Origin of the sequence: Pseudomonas lactucae, assembly GCF_016937615.1 — a bacterium.
GTDB lineage: Bacteria > Pseudomonadota > Gammaproteobacteria > Pseudomonadales > Pseudomonadaceae > Aquipseudomonas > Aquipseudomonas lactucae.
In genome coordinates this window covers 1-18,763 of sequence record NZ_JAFHKI010000016.1, presented here as the reverse complement: position 1 = coordinate 18,763, position 18,763 = coordinate 1, and the positions used below count along the sequence as shown (strand labels likewise).

Sequence of the window (18,763 nt, the reverse complement as noted above, 5' to 3'; positions counted from 1 at the left end):
CGCCCGTTATTGCCTGAAGGAAAGTGACTTGAACGCCACCGGCGTGTCGGTATGCCCGGACGCATAAATGATTGCGGACGTGGCATTGGCAGGGGCAACGACGTTCATCTCATGGGTCTCCCATTGCGTGGTGCAGTCAAACGTTTCGATGCGGGTGGAAATGAAATCACCGCGGTCGTCCATCCAATTGACCTGGATTCTTCCGGTGGTGGCGGTTGTCGCGCAGCGCGCGGTCACGCTGTTGATGTAGGTCATTCCCGGCGTCACGGCGACGCGCTGTGTTGCCGGCGTGTTGACGTTGACGGTGAGGATGTTGCGCGACGCGTCATAGGTTGTCGGTGACGTCAGGCTCCAGCCCTCGAGGCTGGACAAATCCGGGTTGAGCAGGTGTTCGTGGTGCGTAACGTCGAGTTTTCGCAGGTCCAGGTCACCCAGTCTGGCGTACGACGTGGACACCGCAAACAGCCGCTCGAGTGGCGCCTGGGGCAGGGCCTTGAGGTCGATCACCAGCCAGCTCACCCTGCGCTGGCGCAGGCGCTGGGCAAGCTGCGCGGGAGAGGTCGCTGTGTCGAATTCGCCTTTCCACTTCAGGTTGTACCAGGAGGCGTAAAGGGCATCGCCGTGCAAACCGGCCATCAAGGGCGGCGCAAAGACCGCCACGGGCTGATCGCCATTATTCAAGACGTTGACGGTGTCGACCATGTTTCGGATAGGCAATCGCTGCGCCAGATAGGCGTCCCGACCGGCCTGGCTCAACAGTGCCGAGGGGTTGATGTCGCCATAGTAAGTCGCCGCCTGAATGAAGCGCGTATTGGCCAGGATCAACACGCTGGCGGCCACGATGGCGAGGCTGCGCGGAAAGATCCGGGTGTCGGAAAAGGGCAGGGCCAGGATTACTGAGAAGAGCGCGAAGGAAGGGAACACATAACGCAGATAGGCCGTGGAGTGGAACGTCAGGAACAGTGCGCCGGCGCCGATCAGCAGGATGCACAGGGCTTTTTTATTGCCGCTCAACAGCACGGCGACGGCCGCCGTGGGCAGTAACAGCCATTGAAAGCCTGCCGCACCGATGCGCCCTTCAATGAACTGAGGCGAATTGAAGACCATGCGGTAGAGCGTGTCCCAGCTCATGCCTGTACCGAACGTGGCCGGCGGTTTGAAATCCAGGCTTGGCCAGAGCGGCGAATGGAAAATCGCGTTGAAAAACGGGAACACGGGGTTACCGGTCAAATACCAGGCCGAGACGTAAGGGGTAGCGCCGGCCAGTATCAGGCCCGCACTGCCCAGCAGGAGCGTCTTGGCCAGCCCCTGGATGGCCCAGGCTTTGTAGTGCAGCAAGAGCACCACCAGCAGCACCGGCAGGATGCTCAGCGTCACAGCTTTGGTCGCCATGGCGAAGCCCAGCAGGATGCCGGCCAGAACCCATTGCGATAGGCGCTCCCCGGGCTCCGGCGTGAAGCGTGAGACCTTCAGGATCGCCAGTGTCCCGGCCATCATGAACGCGGTCCATGCCGACTCTATGTGCAAGCTGCTGCTTTCAGCGAAGGCAAGGGGCGTCGACAGAAAGATCAGGCTGGCCAGACGGGCACTGGTGGCAGAGCCTGCGGCCCAGAGCGTCAGGCTGCGGATCTGCCACGCCACCAGCAAGGTGAACGCGCTGTTGATCAGGCGCGCGGCTGTTTCGCCGCCCAGCATATAGACATTGCTGTAGATCCAGTCGGCCAGCATGGGCATGACCGCCCACACGTAGGTGTTCGCATCGAACGACCATTGATGCCGCTGTGCCAAGTGTGACGGGACGAAGAGGTGCATGGCCAACGCGTCATGCCCGACCTCCGGCATGAAGGCGACCAGCACATACAGGCAGGCGAAACTGCAGATCAGTACGTCAAGCCCGGTCTGCAAAGGTGTTTGCGCGCCACGGTCGGCCTGCAGATGCCCCAGCAGTTCACGCCCTATAGATACGACGTGTTTGCGCCCCAGCAAAAGTGGTAATGACAACAGCGCGCCATACAGCCACGGGTAGTTGATCGGCACGTAGGCCGCCAGACCCGTCAGGGTGCCGAACGTACCTGCCCCCACCAGCAGGTGGACGCTCCAATCGGCCGATACGGTTTGCCGGAGCATGCACGTGCCGAGCACGGTCGCCGACAGCGCGAAGGTCGCCACGACAATCACCGGCCCTGTCTGCGCACAGGCAATGGACACGCAGGCGAGCAAACCCAGGCAGAGCACGAACGGTGGTTTGCGGGTGAAAACGGTCAGGGCGGTCAGTGCCGCCAACGCCAGCACTATCGTGCGGGTGCTGCTGTTCATGGACGCCAGTTCAAGCGTCGCAAACCCGTACGTGCCAACCACCACACTCGCCAGTAAAACGGACAGCACTACTGCATATTTCAGGCTGTATCTGGGCAAAATATTGTCTCTGTTGTTCAGCACCTCAGTGCGATGCAAAGGCGGGCTTACACGTCTCGGTATGTATGTGGGACCCAGGAGCCCCATTTGCTCTCGTAGATCGCGCGGTTTTTCTCGAAAAGCGCCTGTTTTTTCGCGGCTCCCAAGGCGTTGAACGAGGCAGACATGTGGTGGTGAACGAAGACGTCTTCGGCGCAGGCCGCACGCATGCCACGACGTTGTACGCGACGGCAGTAATCGTCATCCTCAAAGAACCCCAGGCCATAGTCTTCGCACAGGCCACCGACTTTTTCGTAGGTCGAGCGCGGGAACATCACGCAGAAAAACGCCAGGGTATTGATTTCGAACCACTCGCCCATGCGGGCGCGGGTCATCTGCGCGGCTTCGGCGGGCATGTCGTCTATCCGCTCATACCGGGTGCTGACTTTGGCTTCATTGCCGATGTTGTTGGTGATCGGGCCGATGATGCCGATTTCCTTGTTATCGCGCAGGTGGCGAAGCAGGCCTTTGATCCAGCCGGCAGTAACGACCGTGTCGTTGTTCAGGACCACCAGATACTCGCCACTGGCCGCTGCGAGGCCCAGGTTGTTGCCGGCGGCAAACCCCTTGTTGTCCGCGTTGAGGATGACGATTCGGTCTGGATGCCCGTCGGCCCAGGCAGTCAGAAAGGCGGGGGTCTGGTCGCTGGAATGGTTGTCGACGACGATGATTTCCAGGTTCGGGTAGTGGCTCTGGGTCAACAGGCTGTCGAGGCAGGCTTTGGTCAGTTCGAGATTGTTATAGGTCAACACCACGACGCTGACTTTAGGTTCGGGCAATGTCGCGATGGCCTTGCGCAGGCTGTTGGCCCGATGCCGCCAGGTCTGGCCCCGGGCAAACGATTGACGCGCCTGCACCGTGGAGCGGGCCTCCGGGAGTGCTTTCAAGACATCGCGTAGGGTCGAGATGAACTCAGTCGGCTGTTCAACCGCCCAGACCCGTTTGCCGAACTGGCTCAACTCCGGCAGCTTCACCGACACCACCGGTTTTCCCGCGCTCAGGTATTCATAGACCTTGACCGGGTTGGTGGCGAGGGTCAGCGGCATGACCTTGAACGGCAGCAGGCAAACGTCCATGGCGTGCAGATAGTAGGGCAGGGAGGCATACGGGACCTCACCCTCCAGGACCACATTCGGGCAGGTCTTGAAGTGTTTTTTGGCCTGTACGATATCGCTGCCGATCAACAGGATCAGGTGCTGCGGGAAGGCTTGGGCGACTCGCTTGACCAGGCCCAGGTCGAACCATTCGGCAATGACGCCGTAGTACCCGATGATCTTTCTGTTGGCGGGATCTCGGTAGAGCTTGTCAGGGCGCTGGCTGAAGAAGCTGAACTCACAGGCGTTGCGGATCACTTCCACATTGCGATTTTCCCGCTTGCCGTGTTGTTCGATCCAGTCGGATGTCGCCACCAGCAGATCGGCCCTGCGCATCAGGGCGATTTCAAGGTCGAGTAATGCCTGGGCAACGTTGCCGAAGCCTTCGTGGTGATCCATGCAGTCATAGACCAGCGTCGAGTTGGGGACACGCCTGGCCAGCGGGAACCAGTAGGCGTGCTGCACAATGCAGTCCACGGGACCGACATTCGCCCATTGCAGCAGCATGGCCAGGCCTTCGCACAATTGACGAATCGCGACCGCTGAAGGAGGGGCGTGATAGATAGCCGGTGCGCCGCTCACCTTGAAGCGGATCTGGAACAGCCGGTTGGAACCTTCCAGCGCCTCTACTTCGAAGCCGGGGGCATCATCGTCGATAAAATGGTTCGAAATATAGAGCGTGGTCTGCCCCGCCCGGGCCAGTTCCTTGGCCAGGTTCTGCGGGCGCTGGATGCGGAAATGCCAGTCAATCACACCGAACATCAGGATCATGGACTGCCCGGGGCAAGGCGGCACTTCAAGGTGTGCGTGGGGTGGCACGTAATGCTGCGCAGTGAGGGCGGCCGGCGCCGAAGGCTCGTCCGGCGTTACCTTGGCGGGTTTGAACCAGCCTCGAAGGCGACGCGCCAACGTGCGTTTCTGCTGTGCGGGGAAGGGCAGCCAGCCGTAGACCCGGCGCGACCATTTATACAGCTGCTTGCGTATCGAATAACGCAGCGGTGAGCGCTCGATGGCGCTGCCCCAATCAGAAAGCTTGACCAGCTCGGCCTGCTTCGTCGCCAGTTGAGCGCGCAGGTCCACCGCCCAATCGGAAAGCGCGACAGCTTCGCGTTCTTTTGTCTGGAGCAAGGCTTCGGCGTCCTTTAGGCGTTGCCGGGTCTCGCGCAGTTGTTCGAGCAGTCGCGCGTTCTCCTTCTCCTGAACTGCCACGCGGGTGTGAAGCGGTTTGGACTCACGGTTCAACTGTTCGATAAGCCGGTCCCGCTTCTCGATTTCCTTGACCAGTTGCATCGCTTCAATGGATCTGGAGTGGGTGGAGCGGGTCAGTCGGTCAATGCAATCAACAAGGCGGTTGATCTGGTCCATGCGGTTCTTTTCGTCCTTGAGTCGATACGGTCAACCCACGCTCGATTTTTCAGGATCGATGCAGGTTTCAAACTACAAACCGTGCGCTGCTTTGAGCAGTGCCACGCACCAGCATAGACGCTTATGGGAGGAGCGCCATGAGCAACTCACTCAAATGACATCGGCAAAGCCTTTGCGTGTCTTCTGAAACCAGGCGAAACCGGCGCAGGCAATCAGCACGGACACGGCCGAATAAACCGCCAGGTGTTCCCAGTGCGGTGGCCTGCCCCAGTACAGAACCTCGCGGACCATCTCCACCGGCAGCGTCAGGGGATTGGCCTGCAGGGCGATCTGATAGCCGTGCGGCAGCGTGGAGAGCGGATAGAAAATCGGTGAGAGAAACAGCATCGCTGTGACGATAATGCCGATGAACTGGCCAATATCGCGCAGGTAAACGCTGATCGCTGCGAGAAACCAGGAGATCCCCAGCGTCATCAGCACCAATGGAAGAAGCACCACTGGCAGGAGCAGTGCGGTCAACGGCGGGGTTCCGAACAGGACGATATAGAAAACCAGCCAGGCCAGGACGCTGACACCCATGTGAAACAGCGCCGCGCCGAGGGACACCAGGGACAGGGTTTCCAGCGGAAAGACATTTTTTTTGACGTAGTTGGCATTGGCCAGTACCAGGCCCGGTGCACGGTTGATGCATTCGGAAAACAGGTTGAATACCAGCAGGCCGGCGAACAGCACCAGGGCGAACTCGCTCCGGGATTCACCACCGCCAGCCCAGCGGGCCTTGAACACCACACTGAACACGAAGGTGTAGACCACCAGCATGAACACCGGCGTAAAGAACGACCACAGGATGCCGAGCACCGAGCCTTTGTAGCGACTGATGATTTCCCTGTGGATCAGCACATGGATCAACACTCGATTGATCAGGACACTGTTGATCATGGCGGCAGGGGACAGGCGGAACGGCTGCATGGGTCTTGATCCTTAAGACGATATCGGAGGCTACTTGAATCGCATCGCTTTTGAGACTAGGCCAAGTTTGGATTCGCTCGAAGTTTTTTATCCAATCTGTGCTTAACTCATCCGCAGCAGCCAGCGAAGGACTGATTCACAGTGTCGCAATAATGGTCGAGATTCATGGAAGGGCTTTGCCGATGTCGTTTGAAGTGGCCATCAGCGCCAAAAACCTGAGCAAGTGTTATCAGATTTACGAAGCGCCCAAAGACCGTCTGTTGCAGATGCTGGCGTGTGGCAGGAAGCAGTTCTATCGTGAGTTCTGGGCCCTGGACGATGTTTCCCTGACCATCGCAAAGGGGGAGACCGTCGGTATCATTGGCCGTAATGGCTGTGGTAAATCCACCTTGTTGCAACTGATCTGCGGCACCTTGATGCCGACCCGGGGCAGTGTCCAGGGGCATGGCCGGATTGCCGCGTTGCTTGAGTTGGGGTCGGGCTTCAATCCGGAGTTCACCGGCCGGGAAAACGTTTATGTGAATGCGGCGGTGCTGGGCTTGAGCCGCGCTGAAATCGACGCGCGTTTCGATGACATCATCGCCTTCGCCAACATCGGCGACTTTATCGACCAGCCCACCAAGATCTATTCCAGCGGCATGCTGGTACGGTTGGCGTTCGCCGTTTCGGTGTGTGTCGAGCCCGAGATCCTGATCGTCGATGAGGCGCTTTCTGTCGGCGATGCCTCCTTTCAATTCAAATGCCTGAACCGGCTGGAAGAACTGGCCGCCAAAGGCACGACCCTGCTGTTCGTGTCCCATGACATGAGCATGGTCAAGCGTTTCTGCCACCGGGTCATCTATCTGCGCGCGGGGCGGGTCGTTGCCAGTGGCGCGCCCGATGAAATGGCCGAGCTGCACTTGCTCGACATGCGTGACGAGCAACGTCGCTGGGCCAGTGGCGGGGCCGTACCGGTTACGCGCAAGTCGTTCATGGGCGCTCAGGAGGGGATTGCCTTTGGGACCGAAGAGGGACACATCAGCAGCGCCTGCTTCACCAACACCGGGCAACTGAGCTCCAGTTACCTGTATGGCGACGACATCGAGATTCGCGTCGAGGCGTTGCTGCATGAATCGATCACCCAGCCCAACATCAGCTTTACCGTTCAGGAGGCCAGACTGCTGGTGATCGGCGGCGGTAACTTCGCGCTGCAACCAGGCCCGGTCGAAGACGGCTGGCGGCGTACGGCGATCACCGTGCGCTTCCCGGCCAAACTCGCGCAGGGGCGTTATCACGTCACGCTCAAACTGTTGCACGGAGCCACGGAAGACACTTCGCAGTTGATCGAGAAACAGGTCGCGCTCCTGGCGTTCGACATGTTGCCGAACAACCAGAGTTTTCTGGGCATGGTTGACCTGGGGTTGCAGCGGGTTGAGTCGCTTGCCGCGACGTGCGGGCCTCAAGGCGAGAAGGCGTTGCCTGAGCAACTGGGCGAGCGCACTTGGCAGGTCGCTATATTTGGCACGTTTGACGTCGAAAACTACGGCGATCTGCTGTTTCCGATCATCGCCGAGGCGGAGCTTTCCCGACGCTTGGGTTCAGTCAACCTGCAGCGGTTTTCCTATCATGGGAAAACCGGCCCGAGTGGCCCTATGCGGTCACGTCGCTGACGCAATTGCCGCAGGTAGCGGCCAGCCTCGATGGGGTTTTGATCGGCGGTGGTTTTCTGGTCCGATTCGATAAAGTCGTTGCCCATGGCTATGGTCCGCCAACCGCGGATATCCATCATCCCACCGGCTATTGGCTGACCCCTGCACTGATCGCGCTGCAACACGGGGTGCCCGTCATGTGGAACGCTCCCGGAATGCATTGCAACGGTATTCCCGACTGGGCTCGGCCGTTATTGACCATGGCCCTCGAGCAAAGCCCGTATGTGCGGGTACGTGATGCACTCTCGCGCGATACCCTCGGCGCGCTTACCCGGCAGGCCGAGATCGAGGTGCTGGCGGATACCGCATTCGGTTTGCCGCGCCTGATCGATGAACAGCAGCCCTCTGCCGAGTTCATTCGCCTATGCGAGCACGCGGGGCTGACCGGGCCCTATATCGTGATTCACGCCATTCATGTGGTCGAACCCTTTGTAAGACTGTTCGAAGAGCATCCCCAGGCGTTCCAGGACTATCGGTTCCTGGTGGTGCCGATCGGCCCGGTGCTGGGCGACGATCCTTCGGTCATCGCCGCACGCCTGCCGGGGGCCATCACCTTGTCGTTCTGGCCGGAACCTTTGCTCATGGCTGAAATACTCAGCCAGGCACAGGCAGTGATCGGGCATAGCTACCACCTGGCGATCACCGCCCTGGCCTTTGGCGTCCCGGTGTTTTGCTCGGCGGACCTGACCACCGGCAAGTACACGGCACTGGCCGGGTTCGACTCGCTGCACGCGCTGCCGGACGTGGCGACGGTCGATCCTCACTGGTTTCTCTCGCGGGTGGGCAAGACCCGTCCATCGCCTGCGGCCTGTGCGGCGGCGGATCAGTTGGTCGAGCATTGGGATCGTGTCGCGGCGATCATCCGCCAGGGTAAAACGTCGTCTGCGCCGGCGTTGGGGGCGTTTCTACAGCATCTGCCCACTCTGCTCGAAGCCGCCGCCGAGGGCCGTGACTCAGCGACCACCGAGTGTCCTGCAAGCGCCGTTGCGCCGCCGCCCGAGGTTGTGGAACCCGCGCAGAACCTGGCGGCATTAGAGGCGCTTGCCCAGCAGCAACGGATTATCCAGCTCGATCAACAACTGGCCCTCAGCGACGCCAGGATGCTGGCGATGCAGAACTCCCATTCATTCCGAATGACCGCACCACTGCGTTCCATCGCCCGTGGTATCAGAAACCTGACAGCGAACAAAAACCGACCATGCTAGATCTCTCTCGACTCACACCCGCGGCGCTAACGACTCATCCCTTTTCCTGGGCTCAAATCGACAAGCTGTATTCGGTCGAGGATGGCGCTGCGTTGGCGGCGTCTTTTCCGCACGATCACTTCAAGACGGTGAGCGGTTATGGCGGCGAGAAAAACTATGACTATGAGGCGCGCGCCCTGGTGGGCATGGGCACCGGTACCATCGTTTTTCCCGAAGCGCTCAGCGAGGCGTGGTTGAGGCTGGCGCAGGATCTGGGTTCGGCCGCCTATCGAGAGGCCATGTCGCACCTGAGCGGGATCGATCTGCGCAGCGTGCCAATGGAGGTCAACGTATTTCATTACGGCCCCGGCGCGAGCCTGGGCGCTCATCCGGACCTGCCCGACAAGCTGGTCACGCATATCCTGTATTTCAACGAGTCCTGGGACCGCAACGACGGCGGCTGCCTGAACATTCTGCAGCGCAACGACCCCAGTGCCGTGGTGGCGGAGATCGAGCCCCTGGTGGGTAATTCAGCGATCCTGGTGCGCTCGGATAATTCCTGGCACGCCGTCACACCAGTGGTGAATGGCTGTCATTGCTCACGGCGCAGCCTCACTGCAACGTTCTACCGACCGGGGTCCGTCAGCTCTCTGTGGCCGCCGGGTGACAGCGCTGAGCTGCATGGGTACCTCCGTGCTTAAGCTCGACAATAGCTTGATCGACCGCGACGCCGCCTTGGCCCAGAGAGATGCGGCCATTCATGAGCGCGACAGCGCGCAGGCAAAAGTCGACTTCCTGCAAAACACCCGTTCGTGGCGTTTCACTCGGCCACTGCGCACGCTGTTCCGATGGTGGCGCTATGGTTTTTCCGCGGCGCCGGAATTTCCCGAGCGTGCGGTTGCAATGGTCTACCCGGCGGCGCCGCAGCCGTTGCCGAACGTTAAGGTGGACGCTGATTTCACCACGAAAGGGCGCCTGGATATTCTCTGCTTCGCCAACATCGATTGGGCCGCGCGTTTCCAGCGACCGCAGCAGTTGATGAGCCAGTTTGCGAACCAGGGTTATCGGGTGTTTTATATCGTCCCCTCCAGCGTGCCGGAACCGGGGCAGCTCTATCACTTGACCGCGGTGGCACCCAATGTCTTTGAAGTGGCGCTGCAGCGCGATGTTCAAGAAGCGTATTACGAAAAAATAGTGACGCCCGAGAATCATCAGGCCTTGTTGCGTGCGATGGCTGCCTTGGTCGCCGATATGCAGATAAAAACTGCCCTCTCGGTAGTGCATATCGCTTACTGGAGCCCCGTGGCGCTCAGCCTTCGAGCCACGCATGGCTGGCGCATTCAGTACGATTGCATGGATGACTGGGATGGTTTTCCGAACATCGGCGAACAACTACTGAGTGAGGAGAAGACCCTGATTGCCCAGGCCGACCTGGTGACCGTTTCCGCCGCACTGCTTTACCAGAAGTGGTGCGCGCATAACCCGCGTTGCCTGCTGGTGCGAAACGCGGTGGATTTCGCTTTTTTCCGGCAGCATTGTTTTGCCAACGATGTGTTGAGCGGGCTGGTCGGCCCGGTGATCGGCTACTACGGTGCGCTGGCGCAATGGCTGGATTATCCCCTGCTGGCGGCGTTGGCGGACCGGCGACCGGAGTGGAACTTCATCCTGGTGGGGGACGTTTTCGTCGAGGACCTCGCGGGCCTTGAGCACAAGCCCAATGTGCAGTTGCTGGGCCGCAAGCCTTACGCGCAGATGCCGCTGTACCTGGATCATTTCGATGCGTGTCTGATTCCCTTCAGGCTCTACAACGTGACGCATGCGGTCGACCCGGTGAAGTTCTACGAATACATCAGCGCAGGCAAGCCGGTGATCTCCACGCCGCTGGCAGAGATGAGCCTGTATAAAGACCTGCTGTACTTTGCAACCGGGGTCGATGAGTTCATCGAGCAGATCGAGCGGGCCCTGGCCGAGCGCGACCTGGCCCTGCACAAGCGACGCGTGGAACTTGCCAGGGCCAATGATTGGAAAGATCGGTTCAATAGCCTGCAACAGGCTATCGTCGGGCTGTACGAAAAGGTCTCCATCGTGCTCGTGACCTATAACAACCTCAATCTGACCATTCAATGCGTCAACAGCATTCTGCGCAATACCGCCTGGCCCCATTACCAGCTCATTGTTGTCGACAATGCTTCGGATGATGGTACGGCTGAGTACCTTGAACGCTTGCGTCAGGCAGTGCCGACGACCCGCGTCATCCTCAACTCGGACAACCGAGGTTTCGCTGCGGCCAACAACCAGGGCCTGCGGGAAGCCGATGGCGACGTCCTGCTGTTGCTCAATAACGATACGGTCGTCCCTGGCGGCTGGCTGGACCCGCTGGTCAGGCATTTGCGTGATCCGAGCATTGGTCTGGTCGGGCCGGTCACGAATGCGGTGGGCAACGAAGCGAAAGTCGAGGTTTCCTACACCGACATTCAACAGATGCAAGCGTTTGCCGATCACTACACAGCGGCACGCCCGGGACACTCGTTCGATATCCCGATGCTCGCGATGTTTTGTGTCGCCTTTCGCCGAAACATCCTCGACGAGGTGGGGTACCTGGATGAAACGTTCGGCATCGGCATGTTCGAAGACGACGACTACAGCCGTCGCGTGCAAACGGCCGGCTACCGGACGGTGTGCGCCGAAGACGCGTTTATCCATCACTACGGGCAGGCCTCGTTCCGAAAATTGATCGCCAGCGGCGAATATCAGGCCCTCTGGGACAAAAACCAGGCGTACTTCGAAAGCAAATGGGGGGCGTGGCAAGCCCATGTCCATCGGGATGAGGCGGGCACGGTAAAGAAGGGAGAGGGTTAGGTCGCGCAGGCGCTGGCGTTTCAGCGCCCAGGCAAGTCTTCATGCGCCAGCTGAAACGTTCTCGGCGCAAAGCCCAGCCGGTCGCAGGCGTCCGAATGATCGAACACCAGGTCCTGATTCATCCGCGCCACCAGCGCGCTTGACAGATGCCGGTAGCGCGGCAGGCTCCGCAAGATCGAAACGCCGAGGCTCAAGGTCTTGGCGGGCACCGGCAGTATTCTCTGTGGACGCCCCATGGCCTGGAATATTCGTCTCACCATCGTGTGATAAGGCAACACCTCTGCGCCCGAGAGGGTGTAACCGCCACTGGGCAGGTCAGGTGCGCTCATCGCGCGCAGGCACGCCTGGATCACGTCATGCCCATGCACCGGTTGGCGCAATCCGGTTGCGCCACCGATCAGCGGGAAAAATCCAAAGCGTTGAATGAAGCGTGCTATCTGCGAGATGTTCTGGTCGCGGCCAAAGCCATAGATCAATGTTGGTCGCAGGATCACCCACTCGATCTGGCGTTGCGCCGCCCACTGTTCGAGCGCCTCTTCTGCGTGTATCAAGCGTTGCGCCAGGGCCCGTTCTCGCGCGTCGGGTGATGCTTGCTTGGCGAAACGGCTTGTGGAAGACAGCACTACAACGCGTTTGACAGAGGTGCCGGCCAAGCGCTCCAGATAGGCGGGCAACACCCAGATAGGCGCAAACGACACAAAAGTGTCCAGCTCCAGTGCGTGCCAATCGTCGGCTTGACGCCAGTTGACGCCAGGGCAGGGCACCTTGGGCAGCGCTCGGCTGAAGGCGTTCGTCGAGTGCCCGATGGAGGCCAGCAATGGCAGGGTGCGCTCGCCCAGGAAGCTGGAAGCGCCGAATATTCCTATGCGCAATCCAGGTCTCTCATTTTGGGGACCATGCATTTTTCAGGCGGCTCGTCGCGTGGCGAAGGACCACCAGGCAGAATCGAAACCAGACCCCAACCACCACACTGAACCAGAGGACAGCCGGATATTTGCTGCGGAAAAACTTGCGATAGAAACGCAGGAACCCCCGGTGCTTGTGCCATTCGACGAAATACGGACGATGCTGACTGCAGCCACCGAATACATGCATCACCTGGGCATCCGGCACGAACAGTACGCGCCAGCCGGCCTGATGGAAGCGCATGCACCAGTCCAGGTCTTCGCAATGAAGGAAATACTCTTCGTCCCAAAATCCGACGCTCTCGATCGCTTCGCGCTTGACCAGCATACAGGCCCCGGAGATGGCTTCGACGACAATGGGCGCGGTGGGTAGTGGCTCCTTATGCAATAAAAAATCGGACCACACCGAATGGGAAAGTCTCGACAGCCGCGAAAGCCCGAAAGCCCGCATGAACGCGCGCCTGGGCGTCGGGAACACTCGGCGCCCGCCAGGTTGCTCGCTTCCGTCCTGATTGGACAGGAACCCTCCGACCATGCCGATCCGCGGCGCGCTGTGCAACGCCAACAGCAAACGGTCTATCGCGTCGGCGGCCACTACGGTGTCCGGGTTCAAGAAAAACAAATTGGGGGCCATTGACAGACGAGCACCTTGGTTGCAGGCCACGGCGAAGCCCAGATTGGCGGCATTGCGTAGGACTCGAAGGGAATCGCGACCAGCGTGGACTCGCTCCAGTCGCATCAAACTGTCATCGTGAGAGTCGTTGTCCACCACGATCACTGTGCAAGCACCGGCGGCAAACGCCGACGCTACGCACGCCAGCAACAGGTCACCGGCGTTGTAATTGACAATGATCACATCGCATTCGCCATGTCGAGACGATGTAACCGAATCCTCAAGAGTGAGCAGGTCCTCTGCTTCCAACTTTATTACTCCCTGTACAGACCTGGATGCGTACGGGATCGCAACTGCTCAGGCCTTCATCCAAGATAGCAGGTCCGTGCTTTCGCACCAGTTCCTCAAGTGCGTGCCGGGCGGCGTCACGGACTGGCTTTCAACCGGTCAGGGCATTCTCCTTGTCACTCCGTTGCAAACCGCTGCCTTTTGATACGGTACATATCGCCATCTGCATGGCTGAGCAGCGTATCGGCGTCCGTTCCGTCGACCGGGTAGACAGCCACGCCGATACTGCAGGACGGCATTTTGAGCGCACCAAACTCGGCGCCCAACGGTTCGGCCATCACCGCGAGTATCTGCGCCACCTTGACGGCAACGGCATCCGGCGTCGGGCTATCGGCCAGCAGCACGGTGAATTCATCGCCGCCCATCCGCGCCACCAGCTCGTTCTTGCGCAGGCAGCGCTCCAGCCGTCGCGCAATCACACACAGCACACGATCACCCACGGCATGCCCATGCACATCGTTGATAGCCTTGAAGTCGTTGATGTCCACAAACAATAACGCCAGGGGCTGGTTATGCGTCTGTGCGCTGTGCAGGGCGTGTTCCAGTCGATCGTTGAACAGTAACCGATTGGTGAGGGCCGTCAGCGGATCATGATGGGCGAGGAACCGTAACTCTTCCTCGGCCTGGGTGAGCGCTGTCACGTCACGTGCCACCCCGATCCGCGCGCCCACCTCCTGGGACCAGAAGGCGGCCCACAGGATATGCACGATACTGCCATCCTTGCGGATATAGCGGTTGCGAAAGTCGACATGGGCCTGGCCATTCATGACCCGGACAATGGAGGCCCTGGTGCGTGCCAGGTCTTCAGGGTGCATATAGCGGGTAATCAGGGTGCCCCTCAGCTCATCGGCCGAGTAGCCGAGCAGTGCCTCACAGGCATCGCTGACAAACGCAATCTGGTTTTCACCATCAACGACAAACACCGTATCCAGCATCAGGTGGATCAGTTTGGGGTACAGCGCTTGCAGGTCTACGGGCATGGGACATCCGGCCATCCGGTTCGTATCGGCTGATGATAGCCCGATCATCAGCGGAGGCGTTGAGCTATCCCGCACATTTTTGCTGCCTGCTTGCGCGCGCCCTCACTGATGGATTTCGGTCACCGACATGGTGAAAACCAATCGGGACCTGCCCGCATTCGCATAGCGGTGCGCAACGTCGGTCCTCGCCACCGCCGAACTGCCCGCGGGGATGATCAGCTCGGTTTCCCCGACCACGCATTTGAGCGTGCCTTTCTCCACATGGAACAACTCAAGCGTGCCTTGCGGGTGCCCTTGCGACGAAAAGGACTCGCCTGGAAACATTTCCCAGCGCCACAGTTCGATCATGTTCGGCCCCGAGGTACCCGCCAGCAGCCGCGCTGTCCCACCCAGCTCGCCGGTCCAGAGCGTCGGGATGTCCTGACTGGCGATCATGTGGGCGGCCGGCACGTCCGTCACGTTGACGATATCGGCGACGGACAAACCCAGCGCCGCGGCGATTTTGCACAGAATGCCGATGCTTGGGTTGGCGGTGCATTTTTCAATTTCGACCACCATGCCTTTGCTTACGCCGGCACGCCGGGACAGCTCGTCCAAGGTGATGCTCTGCGCCTGTCGGGCCTGCTTGAGGGTACGTGCGACGGCCAGGCTCACGGCTTGAGCATCGGCGCCGGGGGCGGTCGTTTTACCGGTCTTTTTGGTCATGGGGGAGGGGGCATGCGCTGAAGTTGGGGGGATTCTGGGTGCTTATCGGCGCTGGCGTCAATCCGTGCGCCGGCTTGTGGGTGTTGGTCGATATATTGACTTTTTTGGTCGGCGCTGACTAGCATGAAATCACCTGTGGAATGCTGGAGACTCTTGATGCTGTCCGTATTGCCGTTAATTGACCAGGCCGTGGTGACACTGGCCCCGCAGTTCCGCGCGCTGAGCATTGTGGTGCAGGCGGCGCCGCTCACGCATCCAGGCGTTGCGCAAGAAGCCTTGGAGCGTGCTTGCCGATCAGTGCTGGCGGGCGGCCCAAGCTGGGGCGATGCGCATCTGGCCGCCTGGGCGGACACCTTTCGTGCCTTCGGCGCCAAACCGCAACGCACACCGTGTTCGGCGCAGGCATTGCGCAAGCGCGTGCTCAAGGACGGCCACTTGCCGAGCCTGGACCCGATTGTCGACCTCTACAACGCCATCAGCCTTGAGTACGCCATTCCCGTTGGCGGGGAAAACGCGCAAGCCTATATGGGCCCCCCACGGCTGGTGGTCGCAGAGGGCACAGAGCCTTTTGACACGATGAAAGAAGGTGCCCCCGCCTACGAATATCCGGACCCCGGCGAGGTGGTATGGCGTGATGAAAAAGGCGTGACGTGCCGTCGCTGGAACTGGCGGCAAGGCGCCAGGACCCGGCTGGACGCCGATGCCAGGCACATGTGGTTCATCCTCGAAAGTCTGCCGGCCATGCCGCTTGAGGCCTTGACCGAAGCCGGCGACACGCTGATCGAAGGCTTGCAGCGGATGATGCCGGGTGTGCAGATCGAGAGTTCACTGATCGGCCCTGGGGCCTCCTGACCATCAGTCTGTTGGTTGCTGCGCGCACGCCAAGGATGCCGTCATCTGCGCGTGGCAGACCTCAAGGATTTCATCGGCCAGCGCAGCGTCATCCGGGCAGGCACGCGACAACAGGATCGCGCCGACCGCCTGTGCCAGCAGGCCGATCATTTTCGCGCGCGACGCTCCAGGCGGCGCATCGGCGGGCGAGGCACACTTGCCGCCCAACGTCTGCAGCATGCCTTCTATGCCTTGGGCAAACGCGACCTTGAGGTCATCGGGCTGACGCGCCGCATCGGCACTCAAGGCGGCCAGTGTGCAGCCGTCGCCGCGTCCGTCGCGGTGCTCCCTCGACACGTAAATATCGATGAAACGCTGAATATCCAGCGCCTGCACGCCGGTCAGCGAGCGCGCAAGGCTGCTGGCGGACGCTTCGGCCATCAGGTCGGCCTTGGAGCCGAAATGCTTGTAGAACCCGCCATGGGTGAACCCCGCAGCCGCCATCAGGTCAGCCACGCCCACCCCGTCAAAACCGCGTTCGCGAAACACCGCCGAGGCTGTTTCGACGATGTGTTCCCGATTTGCCTGGGCCTGAGCCTTGCTCACTCTCACGTGCAACACCTCTCGTGTGCGCTCAAAAACAGGGTTCGATGATACATAGATGTTGATCGTAATCAAAGCTGTTGACAGTTTAGATTTCGATCATCATCCTAATGGCAAGCGGCACGACTGCCTCATCAACCGACATGGAATACGCATGACATGAGCGACCTGAATTTGTTTACCCCCTATACGATGGGCGCCCTGACGCTAGCAAATCGTGCGGTGCTTGCCCCTCTGACCCGCAACCGTGCCGGCAAAGGCCTGGTGCCCAGCGAATTCGCCGCTGCGTATTACAGCCAGCGCGCGTCCGCCGGCTTGTTGATCTCCGAAGCCTCGCAGATTTCCCGGCAGGGGCAGGGCTATCAGGACACGCCTGGCATCTACACCTCGGCGCAGATCGAAGGCTGGCGCGCGGTGACCGAGGCCGTGCACGCCAAGGGCGGCAAAATGTTCCTGCAACTGTGGCATGTGGGCCGTGTGTCGCACGTCGACCTGCAAGCACAGGGCGCCGCACCGGTCGCGCCTTCTGCCTTGCGTGCGGCGACCAAAGTGTTCGTCAACAACCGCTTTGAAGACGCGTCCGAGCCGCGCGCACTGGAGACCGCTGAGCTGCCGGGCATCGTCAACGATTTTCGCCAGGCGGCGGCCAATGCGCTGGCGGCGGGCTTCGATGGTGTGGAGATCCACGGCGCCAATGGCTACTTGCTGGACCAGTTCATCAAGGACGGCGCCAACCAGCGCACCGATGCATACGGTGGTTCGATTGAAAACCGCGCACGCCTGTTGCTGGAAGTCACGGCAGCGGTGGTGGCCGAGATCGGTGCCGAGCGCACCGGCATTCGCCTGTCACCCGTGTCGCCGGCCAACGGCATTTCGAGCAGCGACCCGCAAGCGCAGTTCGACTACATCGTCGACCAGCTCAATGCGCTGGGCATCGTTTACCTGCACGTGGTCGAAGGTGCACCGGTGGCCCGCGCGATGTGGCGCCTTTCGATTTCGCCGGTTTGCGCCGACGCTTCAAGCACACCTATATCGCCAACAACGGCTATGACCTGGGCCTGGCTACCTCGCGCCTGGTTGAAGGCAAGGCCGACCTGATCGCCTTCGGTCGCCCGTTCATCGCCAACCCGGACCTGGTGGCACGTCTGAAGACCGGCGCGCCTCTGGCTGCCTTCAATCCGGCCACGCTCTATGGCGGCGCTGCCGAAGGCTACATCGACTACCCGGCGCTGGCCGAGTCGAACTAGGCGCAACCATTTCCCCCACCGTTAGCTAAAAAAGAGACACGCTCATGACTACCCGCCCTACCGTTCTCATCACCGGCGCCTCCACCGGCATCGGTGCCGTTTATGCCCAGCGCTTCGCCCAACGCGGACACGACCTGGTGCTGGTCGCACGCGATCAGGCCCGCCTGCAGACCCTCGCCAGCCAGTTGCGCAGCGAATACGCGGTTGCCGTCGATGTGCTGCAAGCGGACCTGACCCAACTCAGCGATTTGAACCACGTCGAAGCGCGCCTGCGTGATGACGCCAGCATCGGTATCCTCATCAACAACGCCGGCGCCGCGCAGTCGGGCACCTTCATTGAGCAAAGCACCGACAGCGTCGCGCACCTGGTCGCCCTCAACACCACCGCGCTGGTGCGCCTGGCCAGTGCCATCGCCCCGCGCCTGGCCAAGGCGGGCAACGGCACGATCATCAACATCGGTTCGGTGGTCGGCCTGGCGCCGGAGTTCGGCATGACGGTGTACGGCGCGACCAAGGCGTTCGTGCTGTTCCTGTCCCAGGGCCTGAGCCTGGAGCTGTCGCCCCAGGGCGTCTATGTACAAGCCGTACTGCCGGCCGCCACCCGCACCGAGATCTGGGACCGCGCCGGTATCGACATCAACACCTTGAGCGAAGTGATGGAAGTCGGTGATCTGGTGGATGCCGCCCTGGTCGGCTTCGATCGTCGCGAGGCGGTGACCATTCCACCGTTGCACGAAGCCGAGCGCTGGGATGCCTTGCAGGGCGCGCGCCAGGGCCTGCTGTCGCAGATCCGCCAGTCGGCGGTTGCGCAACGTTATCAACCCCAGGCGTGACCTGAAACCATAGGTATCTACACAACTGACTGCTCTTGTGCTGTTGCTCTGGCTCTGGCTTTTGATTTTGATCTTGATCTCAGGC

General features: G+C 60.6%; 14 protein-coding genes and 1 pseudogene. 7 read left to right on the top strand and 8 right to left on the bottom strand.

What is annotated here, in order from left to right; genetic code table 11:
• Nucleotides 1–6 precede the first annotated feature (6 nt).
• From JWR98_RS03520 to JWR98_RS03510, 3 genes are all read right to left on the bottom strand, one after another.
• Nucleotides 7–2,316 carry a phospholipid carrier-dependent glycosyltransferase gene (locus tag JWR98_RS03520; protein WP_225908538.1) on the bottom strand — a complete coding sequence of 770 codons (2,310 nt, stop codon included), beginning with the start codon at nucleotides 2,314–2,316 and terminating at the stop codon, nucleotides 7–9.
• Nucleotides 2,317–2,462: 146 nt separating this feature from the next.
• Nucleotides 2,463–4,913: a glycosyltransferase gene (locus JWR98_RS03515; protein WP_078732604.1), complete on the bottom strand. Its 2,451-nt coding sequence runs from the start codon at nucleotides 4,911–4,913 to the stop codon at nucleotides 2,463–2,465.
• Between the two features lie 150 nt (nucleotides 4,914–5,063).
• Nucleotides 5,064–5,882: an ABC transporter permease gene (locus tag JWR98_RS03510; protein ID WP_205489292.1), complete on the bottom strand. Its 819-nt coding sequence runs from the start codon at nucleotides 5,880–5,882 to the stop codon at nucleotides 5,064–5,066.
• A 182-nt stretch (nucleotides 5,883–6,064) separates the two neighbouring features.
• On the opposite strand from JWR98_RS03510, the gene JWR98_RS03505 reads away from it, so the two are divergent.
• The 4 genes from JWR98_RS03505 to JWR98_RS03490 are packed head-to-tail and all read left to right on the top strand — an operon-like array spanning nucleotide 6,065 to nucleotide 11,613.
• Complete coding sequence (locus tag JWR98_RS03505; protein WP_205489291.1) at nucleotides 6,065–7,531, top strand: ABC transporter ATP-binding protein; 1,467 nt, start codon at nucleotides 6,065–6,067, stop codon at nucleotides 7,529–7,531.
• A 5-nt stretch (nucleotides 7,532–7,536) separates the two neighbouring features.
• Nucleotides 7,537–8,775: a polysaccharide pyruvyl transferase family protein gene (locus JWR98_RS03500; RefSeq protein ID WP_205489290.1), complete on the top strand. Its 1,239-nt coding sequence runs from the start codon at nucleotides 7,537–7,539 to the stop codon at nucleotides 8,773–8,775.
• A complete protein-coding gene (locus JWR98_RS03495; RefSeq protein ID WP_205489289.1) occupies nucleotides 8,769–9,455 on the top strand; it encodes a 2OG-Fe(II) oxygenase in 687 nt (228 codons plus the stop codon). Before JWR98_RS03500 ends, JWR98_RS03495 begins: the two co-directional genes overlap by 7 nt.
• On the top strand, nucleotides 9,448–11,613 hold the full coding sequence (locus JWR98_RS03490; protein ID WP_205489288.1) for a glycosyltransferase: 2,166 nt from the start codon (nucleotides 9,448–9,450) through the stop codon (nucleotides 11,611–11,613). Before JWR98_RS03495 ends, JWR98_RS03490 begins: the two co-directional genes overlap by 8 nt.
• Nucleotides 11,614–11,633: 20 nt before the next feature.
• Here the strand turns inward: JWR98_RS03490 and JWR98_RS03485 are convergent, their stop codons facing one another.
• The 4 genes from JWR98_RS03485 to JWR98_RS03470 form a co-directional block, all read right to left on the bottom strand.
• Complete coding sequence (locus JWR98_RS03485) at nucleotides 11,634–12,485, bottom strand: NAD-dependent epimerase/dehydratase family protein (RefSeq protein WP_205489287.1); 852 nt, start codon at nucleotides 12,483–12,485, stop codon at nucleotides 11,634–11,636.
• 10 nt (nucleotides 12,486–12,495) lie between these two features.
• Nucleotides 12,496–13,440 (bottom strand): glycosyltransferase family 2 protein, encoded by a 945-nt coding sequence (locus JWR98_RS03480; RefSeq protein ID WP_205489286.1) that lies wholly within the window; start codon nucleotides 13,438–13,440, stop codon nucleotides 12,496–12,498.
• 155 nt (nucleotides 13,441–13,595) lie between these two features.
• Complete coding sequence (locus JWR98_RS03475; RefSeq protein ID WP_078732610.1) at nucleotides 13,596–14,459, bottom strand: sensor domain-containing diguanylate cyclase; 864 nt, start codon at nucleotides 14,457–14,459, stop codon at nucleotides 13,596–13,598.
• 102 nt (nucleotides 14,460–14,561) lie between these two features.
• Nucleotides 14,562–15,164, bottom strand: a complete 603-nt coding sequence (locus JWR98_RS03470) for a helix-turn-helix domain-containing protein (protein WP_078732611.1) — start codon at nucleotides 15,162–15,164, stop codon at nucleotides 14,562–14,564.
• 156 nt (nucleotides 15,165–15,320) lie between these two features.
• Between JWR98_RS03470 and JWR98_RS03465 the strand changes: the two genes are divergently transcribed.
• Complete coding sequence (locus tag JWR98_RS03465; RefSeq protein ID WP_078732612.1) at nucleotides 15,321–16,016, top strand: B3/B4 domain-containing protein; 696 nt, start codon at nucleotides 15,321–15,323, stop codon at nucleotides 16,014–16,016.
• A gap of 3 nt (nucleotides 16,017–16,019) precedes the next feature.
• Here the strand turns inward: JWR98_RS03465 and JWR98_RS03460 are convergent, their stop codons facing one another.
• A complete protein-coding gene (locus JWR98_RS03460; RefSeq protein WP_078732700.1) occupies nucleotides 16,020–16,607 on the bottom strand; it encodes a TetR/AcrR family transcriptional regulator in 588 nt (195 codons plus the stop codon).
• Between the two features lie 150 nt (nucleotides 16,608–16,757).
• Between JWR98_RS03460 and JWR98_RS03455 the strand changes: the two are divergent.
• Nucleotides 16,758–17,845: pseudogene (locus JWR98_RS03455) on the top strand (alkene reductase).
• Between the two features lie 44 nt (nucleotides 17,846–17,889).
• Nucleotides 17,890–18,678: an SDR family NAD(P)-dependent oxidoreductase gene (locus tag JWR98_RS03450; protein ID WP_205489285.1), complete on the top strand. Its 789-nt coding sequence runs from the start codon at nucleotides 17,890–17,892 to the stop codon at nucleotides 18,676–18,678.
• Nucleotides 18,679–18,763: the final 85 nt, after the last annotated feature.